The organism is Pseudoalteromonas sp. bablab_jr010, from assembly GCF_016464105.1.
GTDB classification, from domain to species: Bacteria; Pseudomonadota; Gammaproteobacteria; order Enterobacterales; family Alteromonadaceae; genus Pseudoalteromonas; species Pseudoalteromonas simplex.
The window spans coordinates 20,351-35,104 of record NZ_JACDWV010000082.1 but is presented as its reverse complement, the minus strand read 5'-3'; the positions used below and the strand labels follow the sequence as shown (position 1 = coordinate 35,104).

General features: G+C 38.1%; 7 protein-coding genes. 1 reads left to right on the top strand and 6 read right to left on the bottom strand.

Annotation, left to right across the window (positions count from 1 at the left end; translation table 11 throughout):
• Positions 1 to 104: 104 nt before the first annotated feature.
• Positions 105 to 437 (top strand): ribonuclease E inhibitor RraB, encoded by a 333-nt coding sequence (locus tag JIG37_RS07425; protein ID WP_054553668.1) that lies wholly within the window; start codon positions 105 to 107, stop codon positions 435 to 437.
• Positions 438 to 462: 25 nt separating this feature from the next.
• Here the strand turns inward: JIG37_RS07425 and JIG37_RS07420 are convergent, their stop codons facing one another.
• The 6 genes from JIG37_RS07420 to JIG37_RS07395 all read right to left on the bottom strand — a co-directional run bounded on the left by JIG37_RS07420 (position 463) and on the right by JIG37_RS07395 (position 14,754).
• Positions 463 to 2,208 (bottom strand): DEAD/DEAH box helicase, encoded by a 1,746-nt coding sequence (locus JIG37_RS07420; protein ID WP_199529082.1) that lies wholly within the window; start codon positions 2,206 to 2,208, stop codon positions 463 to 465.
• 69 nt (positions 2,209 to 2,277) lie between these two features.
• Positions 2,278 to 2,583 (bottom strand): H-NS histone family protein, encoded by a 306-nt coding sequence (locus JIG37_RS07415; protein ID WP_054553670.1) that lies wholly within the window; start codon positions 2,581 to 2,583, stop codon positions 2,278 to 2,280.
• Between the two features lie 110 nt (positions 2,584 to 2,693).
• Positions 2,694 to 6,893, bottom strand: a complete 4,200-nt coding sequence (locus JIG37_RS07410; protein WP_199529081.1) for a transporter substrate-binding domain-containing protein — start codon at positions 6,891 to 6,893, stop codon at positions 2,694 to 2,696.
• Positions 6,894 to 7,170: 277 nt separating this feature from the next.
• Positions 7,171 to 9,993, bottom strand: coding sequence for a TonB-dependent receptor (locus JIG37_RS07405; protein WP_054553672.1), 2,823 nt, complete (start codon positions 9,991 to 9,993; stop codon positions 7,171 to 7,173).
• Between the two features lie 707 nt (positions 9,994 to 10,700).
• Positions 10,701 to 13,472, bottom strand: coding sequence for a TonB-dependent receptor (locus JIG37_RS07400; protein WP_054553673.1), 2,772 nt, complete (start codon positions 13,470 to 13,472; stop codon positions 10,701 to 10,703).
• Positions 13,473 to 13,869: 397 nt separating this feature from the next.
• The gene (locus JIG37_RS07395) at positions 13,870 to 14,754 is read right to left on the bottom strand and encodes a class I SAM-dependent methyltransferase (RefSeq protein ID WP_054553674.1); all 885 of its coding nucleotides are present in this window, start codon (positions 14,752 to 14,754) and stop codon (positions 13,870 to 13,872) included.

The following is a 14,754-nucleotide window of genomic DNA, read 5'->3' as shown; positions in this document are numbered from 1 at the left end:
CATAGCCACTGACATAATTGAAATGTTAAAATTAGTACGCGTTAAACAATTATTTTCGCTACAATAGCGGACAATACCTAGATTTATAATGAACGAGCGACTAAATGCACTTCCCTGATGACGAAAACGGTCAATTATTAGCTGAAATTGCTGACGCTGGTGTTGATTTAACCAGTATGCAAACTATCGATTTCTATATTCTTTTTGAACAAAAGCCTGAAGCAGAGAAATTTGCTAAAGCGATAACAAGTGATGAGCTTGCCCCTTCAACAGAATTAACCAAGTGCCCAGATACAGGGGTGTGGGAAGTAATTACCCGTGTGAAGATGGTGCCAGAACACACCTTACTTAGCCAAACAGAACAATACTTAGAAAGCATCGCTAATGGCCATAATGGATATGGCGATGGCTGGGGTTTAATGGCCGAAGAAGAATAAGCCACTCCTACATCTCGTAAGGGGATCAACTTAGTTGATTCGCCTTACGAAAACGGCCCTGATAATCAAAAAGCTTTTCTGCCACTTTCCAACCGTATTTTTTATTTTTACGCGCAATCACAAAATCGGGTGCAAGTAGTTGCTGTTGTAAATCGACAACCTGCTCCGCGCTTTGCCAATCTATTGGGGTAAAACCGGGTGCTGCTCGTTTTCCAAACTGCTTATTAAAAATAAATCGCCCGGTGTCATTTGCTAAGTTAAACACCTCATCACAACTAGCTCCATCTTCATCATAGTAGCTAATTTTAAGTAAACCTTTTGCGAGCAACTGTGCCGACAAACCACTACACCTTAATACCAAAGCATCTTTTAAATTAAGCGCTTCCCGCAGTTTATCATCAGGGTCTGCCATAATGGCACCACAAGACTGACACTGCCTTGCTGCAATGTCATTTTGCTCACCACACTGCTCACATTCTTTAAAACGAAAACGATAATCACACTGTATTTGCTCTTCACCATCGTCCAGCAAGCCTTGGCAGCGCCTACCAAAATGCTCAATCACCTTGCCTTCGCCATCAGTTTTACCCCAAAAAATATTCGCAAATCCACAGCCAGGGCATAGCACTTGAACTGGCTCATTATCACTTTGCGCTTTTTTACTCCCTACCTCTGGGTAGAACAAATCAAAGCCATTACCAGCATAATCAATAACTAAGCAGTCTTTTTTTCCTTCGCTTAAACGAAGGCCTCGACCCACTATTTGTTGATATAAACTGACAGATTCGGTGGGCCGTAAAATCGCAATATAATCAACGTGAGGGGCATCAAAGCCCGTCGTGAGTACGGATACATTAACCAAATACTTTATTTTTTTGGCTTTAAATTGATTAATAATTCGATCACGCTCGTTATTATCAGTATCACCGGTGATAAGTGCCGTACTACCCTCAGGTAAGTAGCCAGTAATTTCTTTGGCATGCATCACGGTTGCAGCGAAGATCATCACACCATGACGCTGTTCACTGTACTCTATTACTTGCTTGATAATGGCTTTTGTCGCGCGGGTGCTGTCTTTTAATAACGCATTCATATTCTCAATGCCGTAACGACCAAATGAATCACTCGGCAGTGATGAAAAGTCATAATGGCTAATAGCTGCATCGACTTCATGAGGCGGCGTTAAATAGCCGTTTTTGATCATATAGCGCAGCGGTAACTCAAAAATACACTTTTTAAATGGTGCGTCTTTATCACCTCTAACAAAACCATGATAGTGATGATGATAAACCCAGCCCATTCCCATACGAAATGGTGTTGCAGTTAAACCAAGTACTTTAAGATTGGGGTTTTGTTTTTTTAGACTCGTTATCACCTGCCCGTACTGACTTTGTTCATCACCACTGACACGATGACATTCATCAATGATCAACAAAGAGTAAGCATCTGTAAGCTTATCGGTATTACGTGCCAATGATTGCACGCTCGCAAAGGTCACTTGCTCCGTTAATGACTTTTGTTTTAACCCCGCAGAAAAAATACTTGCCTTAAAGCCAAAGCTAATATACTTCTCGGCGTTTTGTTCTACCAATTCTTTAACATGCGCAAGCACCATAATTTTTTGTTTGGCAATACGCGCAAGTTCAGCAATAACCAGGCTTTTTCCAGCCCCTGTTGGTAACACAATTAGTGCTGCGTCATCTGTTTGTCGAAAGTGAGCAACCGTGCGCTCTACGGCCTCTTGTTGGTAGGGTCTGAGTACGTACTTCATGTTATCGGACTATAATCGACATAAAAAAGGGAAGCATACGCTTCCCCTGGTATTCTTTAAAGCAAAAAATTAAGCAAGGTGTTTTGTTAAATCGACACCTTGGAATGCTTTAGGTCGTTTACCACGGCCTGTCCATTCTACAATTTCGCCATTAAATTCGATGCGGTACTTCGGTTTTACCTTAGTGCGTTTGTCTGTTGTTACTACATCCTGTAGATCTTCTAATGTAAGTCCTTTTTCTTTTAGTAAATCGAGTACCTCTTTTTTAGCTTCTTGCTGTTGAGTATATTTCTCGATAGCTGTGTCGATTAGCTGTTTTGCTTTTTCTAATTCAGATAATGACGCAGATTTTACAAAAGATCGGATTTCTTTCATTGAGAGCTCTCTTTAATATTAAAGTTAAGTAAAATGTATAAACATGAGTTAGTATATGCCCTATTCATAAAATAATCTATTCGACTCTAATTCTTTATCCTAACTTTTTATTATACCCATGCTCTGATCTGAACAATGACGTCTTTTAACTCAGTAATTAAATCAATAACAATGGCAGTATCATGATTATCAATAAACATCTTTTCCGTATCTACAATTAGTTTTGAGATAGGTGGATATTGAAGCATGACAAGCGCTCCTTTCAGTTTATGAATAGCAGCAGACACTTTATCCAACTCATCACTATTGAGGTGACCTTCTAACGTACTCAAATCATCCTGCAAACTATTTATAAATACCTCTGCCAACATTTTTGCATCACTTTCGTTACCAAAAACATTAAGCCAATGCTGTATATCTTTGATCCCTTGCAAACTTACATTCTTACTATCTGTAATAATGTTTTCATCGTCTTTATTAAGATCAATAAATTCTGCAAGCCGATTATACAATTCATTAAGTTTATACGGCTTAAACAAAACACTGTTCATGCCTGAGCTGAGAGCTTTATTTAAGCAGGTCTTAGAGTCATCTGCAGTAAAACCGATAATTGGCAAGTTCTGGAATTTTTCTATCGTCCTGATCTGTTCGGCTAACTTAAAACCATCTAAGTGAGGCATATGGCAATCTGTTAAGAGTAGATCAAAGTCCCCTTCTTCAAGCGCCCTTAAAGCAGCTAATCCATCCTCGACCATTACAGCTTTTATACCTAATTTTTGACATTGTTTTTCAAGTAATAATTGATTAGTTTTATTATCTTCAGCAATTAAAATCTGGCCATATAAATGCGCTTTATCTGGGCTAATTATATCTAAGGTGGTATGAATATTATTAAGTAGCTCTCGTAATGAATCGGGATAAAGTGGTTCGATAGGTAGTAAATGACAATTACAATCATTTACTTGTTGAGTATTTCGGCTTGATGGCACAATAGTATACTTAGCAGCAATGCCTGCTTTTTTAGCACGCCACTGCTCTCCTAGTAACTCAACCATGTATTGCTCATCAATAATTAAATTTTCAGTCTGACTAAGTTCAGATAACTCCAAGGGCCAATCAAGTATGGTATGTTTGACTGCCATGGTTCCAAGCAGCCGGACCAGCTCTTCACTTTTACTACAAACAATCCAATACCCAGATGATGTGCTTAATTGAGGCTTTTTAGTATGTTGCAATGGGATAGATAAATAAACATGCGTCCCCTTGCCGTATGTGCTAGACAAAGTGATACTGCCTTGCATCGCGTCAACCAGCTGTTTTACTAGCGCTAAGCCTAAGCCTGTTCCGCCAAATTGGCGTTGAAAAGAGTTATCGGCTTGCTCAAATGGTTTATAGATTTGAGCAAGCTCTTCAGTTGTCATCCCCTTACCGGTATCTGTAATTGTGATATTTAACAACTGTTTCTCAAACTTTACCTCGCAAGTTATTGAGCCCTGATTTGTGAATTTAACTGCATTACTTAGTAGGTGTGATAAAACATGCATTAAATGATTAATATCAACCGATGTCGATGTGTAAGCAGCAGTCAGCCAATTTAAATTGAAATGAAGTCCCTTCTGTTTAGCCTGATGTTCATGTGCTCGTAGAATGCGACACAAATGAGTTTCCAAATCAACATTCTCAACCACTACTTCGATGTTACCCGTACTAGTGTCTGCAAAATATAGAATATCATCAACTAAACCTTGTAGTTTAGTTACTGAAACCTCAATGTGTTCGATTAAAGTAGATTGCTCACTGTCTACTTGTGATGATTTTAAAAGCTCAATAAAACCATTTACCCCAGATAAAGGTGTCCTTAATTCATGACTCATCGTCGCAATAAAACGACTTTTAACTAAATCAGCTTGAAGCGCCTGTTGGTTGGCCTTATTTAATTCAACTTGATGATGTTTGAGTAAGCTAATATCTAATAAGATACCATTCCACCTAACCCCTTGTTGTATGTCATTGCCTTTTGTTTGTGCATTGGCAATATAACGGCACCAAACTTTTTGGCCAAGATTATTAATTCTAAACTCAATATCAATCATGCCTTTGCGCTTACTTGCTTGCTTAAAGGCTTTAGCTATTTGCACCCGGTCTTCATCAACAATACAAGGGGAAATACATCCGGTCATACCGCGGCTATTGAGTTGTCTTGATGTTACCCCCAATAAACTTTGCGCCCCTTTGCTAATATAGGTATAACACCCTTCACCATTATCATAATATTCATACTGAAATACCCCGCCAGGGATAGTATCAGTAATCGTTTGTAATAATTGTTGAACCGCTTGGTTTTCCCTTTGAAGGTTATGATGTTCAGTCAAATCAGTGATGACGGTCATAATCCCAGCCAACTGACCATCAACTCCAAGATATGGCTTTTTAGTGTAGAGAAGCTCAAGCTTCTTTCCTACTTTGTTGGTAAAGTTCATTTGACGATTAAAAACTTTTCCAGAGTGCAAGCTTTGCTTATTCTGCGTCAATAACTGGCTAACTTGTGCTAACTCGTCACGTAAATACCGTTTTTTTTCGTCCCATAAATGAGCAAAATTATCCTTATAGGCTTTGTTCCACATTATCCTTTTTTGCTCAGAATCTTGTATCACTACCATTGTAGGTAAATCATCGATGAGTTTTAGAGTGAAGTTCAATTTACTTAACGCAACTTGCTCAGCCTCTTTTCGTTTTGAAATCTCACGGTTTATGGTAATCCGCCAGCTAACAAAATAAATAATCGAAATACAGATAAGAATTAAGGTTAAAATTGCAGTTGTATTAACGGTGGTTTTGTCATATCCACGCTCGATATTAAAAATACCATGACGATTGACAATATGATTGAAGTCATTGCTCGTTAGTGTTTTGAAAAGGCTTTCAAGTAAACTGACTAATTCAGTAAAGTTTTTATTCACAAGGAAATAGATCGGCTGATTATATCGGTATTTAGGGTTGATATAAAATTCGCCTATGTAAAACTGATTCAATTGATATGCCGCAATGCTTTGCGGTAAGATAACACTATCAATCGTGTCGTTCCTCAAAGCATAAAAAAGTGTCACAATTGAGCTAAATGACACCGTTTCTAAATTCTCAGCACTTGGCAGCTTCTTTTTTGGATCTGCAAACAGATCTATATAACCAATACGCTGAGTTTTACTCGAACGTTTAGAAATTAAAACCATTTCTACGCTTACGTGCGGCGGTAAAGCAATCAAAACACCTTCATTAATTCTTGTTGGTGTCATCGTCGGAATGAGATCGATCTTATTCGCTAAAAATAATCTTTCTAATTCTTTGGAATTTGCAGCTGGGATATATTTAAACTGGAACCCACTTCGTTCAGATAGTAACTCAAGGGTATCATTTAAATAGCCTGTAGCTTCGCCAATTTGATTTGTGTCATTAATAGGAAACAAACCATCAATAAACGAGAACGTAAGTAAATAATTATTGTTGCCTTTCACACTTACTTTATTGAATTCACGTTTGAATTGACTATAGGCTTTTGCGGCCAAATATTCTTCACTTGCCGAACTTTCCCATAATTGTTTCGTGGTTGGAGAGATAGATGCTAAAAAAGAATTAACTTGATTACGTAAAGCCGTCTTCTGTTGGTTGAACATGACATGAAATGTTTCACTAGAAAGCCAGATAGGACTTACAACTTTAAGACCGTCTTTACCACGATTTTTTAACTGATGAGACAAAACTGAATAATCACCTAAAAAAGCATCAAATGAGCCATCGGCCACTTTTTTAAACGCATCATCTGGTTTTATAAACCGATTTATATAAAGCGCCCCATTTTCAGCTAAATATTCGCAATGCGAACTTCCAGTGATACACACCCATCGTAAACTAGCAAAGTTCTTTAAGGCACTATTCGCAATAGATTGATTTACAACTATTCCACGAGGACCTTCCATAAAGGGTGTTGAAAATAAATAATGTTTTTTACGCTGCGTGGTTTTATTCAATCCAACCGCAAAGTCTATTTCACCAGCTTTAAGTCCGTCCAGAAGCTCGTCAAGACTGTCGTAAACTCGGTACTCTAAATCGGCACCAGCTAAACGCGCTATTTCGTTACTGTAACCAACAATTACACCAGTATATTGACCATTTGCGTCTTGGGTGTGATAAGGAAAAAAATTATAACTTACGATACCCGCTTTGAGTTGCGTCGCAGAAGCAATACAAGAGAATAAAAGCGTAATAGCATAAAGGTAAAAGAGAAATCGTCGTTTCAGAACTAAACCAAGCAAAAGTAAATAACTAGATACATTCTAGCAGTGAAATTTAAATACTCAATTTTTGTTTAAAACTAGCTACTATAAAAATTAACAAATAGATGATTCGATACAGACGTACAGTCGCCATTCGAATAAAGATTGCGTTAATTATTTAAAAATAGCATGCGCATATTTTCCACCTCTAAACTATTGCAAAAGCCAATGGGTATGAAGTAAGAAATAATCAAGAGCAGTTAATTAAACTAAAAAAACCCACTTTAGTCAGTGGGTTTTTATTGTTATTTACACATTAAAAGCTTTGTGAGTATCGGAAGTACAATTGACGACCAATATCAAAGCCACCGTAATATGAATAAGTAGAACTTGGGCCTGAGTACATAATAGGACCACGTTTATCAAATACATTGTTAGCACCAATAGAAAGCTTAGATTCCCATGGCGTATTATAAGTGAACTGTAGGTCGTTAAATGTAGTAGAGCCTACTTTATTTTTAGGCACAACTACACCATTAGTCCAATCACGTTGGAAGTTTGGATCACTACAACGGTCTTCAAAATAACAGTCCTCACGCATTGAAGAGAAATAACGCATCGCCCAGTTTGCACTGAAATCTCCATACGTCCAATTCAAGCCAAAGTTAGCACGTGTTCTAAATGTATCTCCATGACCTACATCTGATTCAACTTTAGTTGTTGGATCATTTGTCGATTTTGAATCATATTTTAGTAAGTATGTGCTATCTAGAGTTGCACGGAAGTCACCAAAACCAGTTTCAAATGCATATGCTAATGATAGATCAATACCTGATGTTTCAGTGAAACCAGCATTGCGCGTACCATATGTTAAATCGTTAACAATTGAGTTGTTCGGATCACGTGAAAACATTGCACATCGTGATTCATCACCGCCAATATAACAATCTTTTAAGATCTCATTTGGTGAGTCAGAAACTACCGTGTCAGTGATTTTAATACTCCACCAATCAAGGATGATATCAAGGTTTTCAACATAACTTGGGTTGTAAACAAAACCAACGGTTTTACTGACAGACTCTTCTGGTTGTAACAGTGGATTTGAACCACTATTGAATGGCACTGGTGTTTGAGCTGCAGGGCCAGTCGTCGGCACAAAGCCTTGTTGTAACTGACGGTAATCAGCTGGTACATCTTGTAAACAGCGCGCAGAGCCAGCTGCTGTACCATAAACTGAATCACATGGATCGATAAAGCCTGTTGTAAAAGTTTGAGAACCACCACCATACAAGTTACTAATTGTTGGAGCTCGGAAGCCTTCAGCCCAAGTACCGCGAACCAATAAATCATCAGTTGGACGCCACTCAATGCCTACTTTACTGTTCGTTGTATCACCAAAAGTACTGTAATCTGAGTAACGAGTCGCAAGACTAACGTTTAGAGACTTAGCACCAACAACATCAGATAAAATAGGAACATTTAACTCTGCGTAACCTTCAGTAACATCGTAACCGCCACCCGTTGCACCAGATGCAAGAGTAGTACTTTGACCGAGTTGCGCTAGTGCATCAGGATTATACTCACCCGACTCTTTACGATACTCAGTACCAACAGCGAAAGTTAATGAACCTGCAGGTAACTCTGCAAGTAAACCACTTATGTTAGCAAAGTACATTGTTGTTTGAGTTTCACCACGATAATGCAGTGTAGGATACAAGAAGTCTTGTACATCAGGATCTGCTAGCGAGTTTTCAACAGGCCCTGCACCGAAGCCTGCTAAAGGATTCCACGCAACACACTCAGCTGATGAAATTGGATCATCTTCAGTACCACACTGAACTTCTCCCGATGCGTTTAAAAATGAAGGGCCAGTAGCGGCTTCAATTGCTGGCTTATAGAAGTTACCGTTGTCTACTTGAACAGTTGTGCTCTTGCTGTAAACACCACCAACATCCCAGTCAAAATAACGATTAGCTAACTCGAAAGAGCCTTCTAATGCGGCAGTAAAACGTAAAGTATCTTGATTACTTTCAGTTGTACGTGGAACTTCCCAACCACGACGAGTAAATGAAACATCTTCGCCAACTGGGTTAAAATAGCTATCACCACTTAACACAAAGCCATCTGACGCTGATTGATATGGATAACCTGCTACCTGACGTAACGCTTCACGTTCACTATATCCGATATCACTTGTAAAACTAACACTATCAGTAATATCGTAGTTAGAGCTGATATAAAGAGAGCGTGCACTTAAAGGCGTTTCTAAATGCATTTGGTCAATTGAATTACTTGAACCATTTTCATAAGTTTGCGGTTCAAAATCGTCAAAAGATGAAGCATTGCCTGGACGCTTAGCAACCCACCATTGATCATTATAATAAAAACGACCATATTGACCCACTAAAGTACGGTTATTTGGAATATCATAACCTGGATATGACACTTCTGAGAAAGAACGGTCTCTCGCCCATACATCACTTTCATCACGCCACTCAGCACCTAAAGTAATTGAACCCTTTTCTCCCGAAAAGCCAGTGACCATGCTAATGTTTTTCTTCTCACCATCACCATCGTCATAGCCACCGCCGTATACTGTGAACTCAAGACCTTCATAGTTTTTACGAGTGATAATATTAACAACACCAGCCATTGCATCTGAACCGTACATTGCAGACGCGCCATCTTTTAACACATCAATACGTTCAACCATTCCCATTGGAATAGCCGAGATATCTTGATAACCAGAGGTAGTAATACCCAAACGCTTACCATTGATTAAAACTAAAGTACGGCTGGCGCCTAAGTTACGAAGGTTGACGTAGTTACCACCCACATTCTCACCAGACACTAATGGCTCAGAACGACTGATTGGCGGTGAACCAGCTGCAGACATATTTTCAATCAAATCAATAACAGATGTGAAACCTTGATTAGCAATATCTTCACGACTTATTGTTTGGATTGGTTGTGCTGTTTCAAGGTCAGTAGAGCGAATACGTGACCCCGTTACTTCGATACGCTCTACTTTTTCTGCACCTTCATCTGCAGCCACTGCAGAAACTGAAAATGCTGACGTTGATGCTGCGCCAAAAGCAATTGCTAAACGCACTGCTTTTGAAACTTTATTATTTAACATTTGAATCTCCCTGGTCATATCCATGTTATGACTCTATTAATTTATTTAAACCCATAAAAGGTACTAGTACCCTTTAAGGGAATTAAATACTAATAGTATGGAGAGTTTTTGGTCAACAGCTTTTTAACTCATTATTTTCAATGTAAATTTTTTAAACAAACAACATCCCACAATTAGAGATAATAAGTTTACATAATTTAAAACCACTCATTAACAAATAAAATTAAAAGCATAAAAAGCAGGTGAAAATGGTTTTTTTATAGATATAAAATAAAATTTTTAGATTTACTATTCATGTGAAGAATTAACAAAAAAGACTTTATCGCATTAAAAAAATTAAAAAATAATTACCAAATTGTTTAAACCCAGAAAAGGCAATTACAAACTTAAAAGTGGTTGCAAAAAACCGTAAATTGTAAACAAAAAGAAAAGGGGGTAACAGCAATGTGGTTTTTTAAATCTACTGATAAATGAGCTTTTGTCAGTATGATTATCTCAAGTGACTTTCGAGTTATAAAAACTTACATACTCCTAAAATCAAGAGAGCAACAGTTAAGAAAGCAACCACATGGATAGGAAGGAAAAAATCTCATAAGATTTATGTGGTGAGCAAATGAAACAACCATTTAAAAATTCATCATACTGGTATTTAAAAAGTAAAAAAAAGCCACTCTAAGAGCGGCTTTTAAATCGTTTAAGTTACTAAATTAGAACTTGAATGTTGCACGTAAATAAACAAAGCGATCCATGTTAACGTCATACTCTGTTACAGAGAAGTTGTTAGTTGAGATAGCTAAGTCATTATTTAGGTACTCAGGAGATGGCTCTTTTGCAAATAAGTTTTCAATACCTAAAGTAAACTTAGTATTATACGCATCCATCGAGTAACCTACTGAAACATCGTGTACTGTGTATGAACCGATTTCTGCCGCCATACCTGGGTAGAAAGGTGTGTAGCCTAAAACGTCATAGTAGTTTTGCATACGATCTACATAGCGAGTTTGCCAATGAGCATCAAAGTCACCTAGTGCCCAATCAAGTGCGAAAGTACCTTTATACTCTGGGTAACCAGCATCACCATATTGGATACCAACTTGGTCTTCACCATCAAACTCATTTGTCATTACGTAAGAAACGTCTAATGAAGTACGGAAACTACCATATTCAGTTTCGAATTTATACGCAGTATAGAAATCGATACCTTCAACATTGTAAGTACCAGAGTTTTGCAGGAAGTTACGTAAGTCAGTTACGTTACCATTAGCATCACGGTCGATGTAGTCACAAGATGCTTCATTATCACCTGTAGCACATTCATTAAGAATACGTGAAGCACCATATCGACCGATAGAGTTAGTTACTTCGATGTCATAATAATCAACAGTAAATTCTAAACCTTCAATTGCGCTTGGGTTATAAACAAAACCGAATGTTTTAGACTCTGATTCTTCCGGTTTTAGATCCGGTGAAGAAACATTCGTGATACGGATTTGAGTATTAGCTTGGGCGTAACCATTTGGTACACCAGCACAGCCAGGTAAATCAGGAGTAGACCCATCTACTGAGTTACACGGGTCAGTAAGTGTAGGATATGAATCCGAGTTACCAGCGTATAAATCAGAGATAGATGGAGCACGATAACCTTCAGCCCATGTACCGCGTAACAATAGATCATCGATAGGACGATATTCAACACCAACTTTAGCTGTTGAGTTGCTACCGTATGCACTATGGTCTGAGAAACGAATTGCAGGAGAAATTGATAAGCCATCGATTACAGGAATTGAAAGCTCCACATATGCTTCATCAAGACGGAAGCCACCAGAAGTTGCATCACGTTGGTTACCTGAAGTTTCACCGCTTTGTGTTAATGGATCTGGAGTGTCATAGCCAGATTCTTCACGGCGCTCAAAACCAACAGCCATACCAACAACACCTGCTGGAAGCTCAAAAGCATCGCCTGCAAAGTTTAATGTGTAATCTTTCAGTTCAAGACCTTCACGAGAAACACTATCAAAAGTAACATAATCGATCATTTCTTGAGTTAGTGAACCTGCTCCGCCAAATAGATTTAGAGGCACACAAGAAGTCGCAGCATTACAGTTATCGCCTAAAGCTTGGTTGATACGAGTCAGGTTTAATAGACCTGTAGTATATACATCTTGGCTATTCTTACCATAGATGTAAGATGCATCCCAAACCCAAGAAGTGTCGCCGATACCACCTTCAAGACCGACCATTGCACGGTATGTAGTATCATTTTGACGATAAATACGGTTACCAGCTTCAACAAAACGACGTTGACCAGCAAACGGGACATAACCTTCTACACCAGAGCGCGCAGCATCACCATAAAGTGTTTCACCGAATGGGTTATAAATGTTGTTTTCATGAATATCAACACGGCTGGCAGCTGCACCAAAAGATGCACCTATAGTCAAAGGCATTGCCGCAAGTAATTGAGATGATTCACGATTAGTCATCATGAAATCTGAAACAAAGCGAACATCGTCGCTGATGTCATAGAAAGCTTGAACGTAGAAACTATTACGCTCTTGCGGTGTAACTAAATAGTTTTCTGGAGCGTAGTTGTATACATCACCGTCACGATCACGGAATGAATCAAGACCAACAGATGAACCGGCACCATTAGGTACTAGATCAAAACCTGCATTTGATTCACCAGCATTGTTCTCAGTGTAGCCTTGTGCAATTAATTGATTACGAAGATCAGAGCTAATAGAGTTAGAGTTCAGGCGAAGGCGGCCTTTTTCTGTAGTAGAGCTGTTACCCATAGAAGAAATGTCACGGTCACCTGCCCAGATTTCTTGTTGAGTTACGTGGCTTAGATTTAGCATTAAACCACCACGTTCAGAAGTAGTACCAACAGTCAAATCAGCAGAGTACTGACGACCATCGTTGTACTTCATATTTTCACCGCCATAAAGAGATAGCTCAACACCATCGAAATCACGGCGCGTGATGATATTTACAACACCAGCAATTGCATCTGAGCCGTAAATAGCTGAAGCACCATCTTTAACTACCTCAACACGCTCTATTGAGGCAGCAGGGATTGAGTTTAAGTCAACAGTTGAGCCTAAAGAAGAAACCCAGCGCTTGCCGTTAACTAATACTAATAAACGTTGCGCACCTAAATTTCTAAGGTCCATATTGGTAGCACCATTACCACCGTTATTGAACGCTGTGTTTAACGCAGCACCAGCTGCAGGAATTTGTTGAAGAATATCACCAATGCTTAATTCACCGGTTGCTGCAAGATCTTCACGGCCAATTACTAAAACAGGGCTCGCACTTTCTAAATCGGTTCTTTTAATACGTGAGCCAGTTACTTGAATACGTTCTACTTTTTCAGCGCCTTCTTCAGCAGCAATCGTGCTTGCTGAAAATGAAGCGGCTGAAGCTGCACCAAAAGCAATCGCTAAGCGAACTGCTTTCGAAACTTGATTATTTAACATTTGATTCTCCCTGGTCATATTCATGTTATGACTTTATTAATTTATTTTTAACTCTAATGGGCCACAAATAACCCTTTAGAGGTAACAAATACTAATAGCAGGCAGAACTTTTGGTCAACTTTTTTTTAACCTTTGTTTATAAAGAAATTTTATAAAATTCACATTTAAAAAACAATCCAAAAAACTTGTAACTTTAATGTTTTCGATAATTGCAAAAAGCAACACAATAACCACTCAAAAAGCAATTAAACTGAAAAAAAGATGCAAAAAACACAACCATCCCAAATAATTAATTTCATTTCTTAGAACAAAATAATTATACAAAAAAAGAATACACTGAACTAGAAAAGTAACATTGGTTTTCTAAACACGCTGTTTATTTTGTCTTTAAGGATTATCATGAATTACATTTACTTCCATGAATATAAGTAGCGAGAATGTTGCAACTTTCATAACCAAGAAGCTGACCATCCTCCACTTCGATACTTAAAGCTTTTAATTGTTCTAAAATATTTTTTGTGTTTTTAGCAGCTGCAACTAACTCAGAAAGTCTTTTAATTAACAAATCAAGTTCTTCCATAAATAAACGATACGCTTCTTCAAAGTCTAAATTCCCGTGTATATTTTGAAGTAAGAATTCTATAAAAGCTGGAAGGTTTGTACCTTTCAACGCTTCTTGCTCATACTTAAAATGAGTGATTACCTTAGCTTCAATCTCTTCAACAATTTGCTTTGATAGTAAAAGATTAGAAGAACGAACCGATTTGACGAGCCTTATCAAGTGATTTTCAATATCACTTTTAATGAAGTTTGCGGCCTTTAAAATTTTTTTGTTTGGTTTAACAATTATAGACTCTGGATGATGACAAACAAATGTGAAAGATCCACCACTTGAAAGTACACGATAGATTTCATCAATACTTTGACTAACTTGACTATACTCTAATGAAAATTGCGCTATTACATTGGAAAATGCATTATCATTGAATGGTAAGCACTCGACCGAAGTCTTAGCTAAAAAGGTACCATTAATGCTTTGGGTGACACCTTTGTGCATCTCAGCTTTGTCTATTCCATAACAATTAAACTGATTATTATTTTGAATCAGTTCTATCAAAGCGCCATTTCCAGTACCGACATCAAGAACAGTTGAATTTTCTCCAAATTTTTTAGCTGTAGCCTCCCAAAACTCCTTTAACTCACCTTCATAATTCTTTTTAAACCCACTCCCGAAAGACGTTAAGTGACCTCCGCTCCAATACTCGGACCAATGACTACTCAT

Bases quoted from the DNA above. Each gene is read 5' to 3' on its own strand.
- JIG37_RS07425 (WP_054553668.1), top strand. From the start codon at position 105: ATGCACTTCCCTGATGACGAAAACGGTCAATTATTAGCTGAAATTGCT.
- JIG37_RS07420 (WP_199529082.1), bottom strand. From the start codon at position 2,208: ATGAAGTACGTACTCAGACCCTACCAACAAGAGGCCGTAGAGCGCACG.
- JIG37_RS07415 (WP_054553670.1), bottom strand. From the start codon at position 2,583: ATGAAAGAAATCCGATCTTTTGTAAAATCTGCGTCATTATCTGAATTA.
- JIG37_RS07405 (WP_054553672.1), bottom strand. From the start codon at position 9,993: ATGTTAAATAATAAAGTTTCAAAAGCAGTGCGTTTAGCAATTGCTTTT.
- JIG37_RS07400 (WP_054553673.1), bottom strand. From the start codon at position 13,472: ATGTTAAATAATCAAGTTTCGAAAGCAGTTCGCTTAGCGATTGCTTTT.
- JIG37_RS07395 (WP_054553674.1), bottom strand. From the start codon at position 14,754: ATGAGTAGTCATTGGTCCGAGTATTGGAGCGGAGGTCACTTAACGTCT.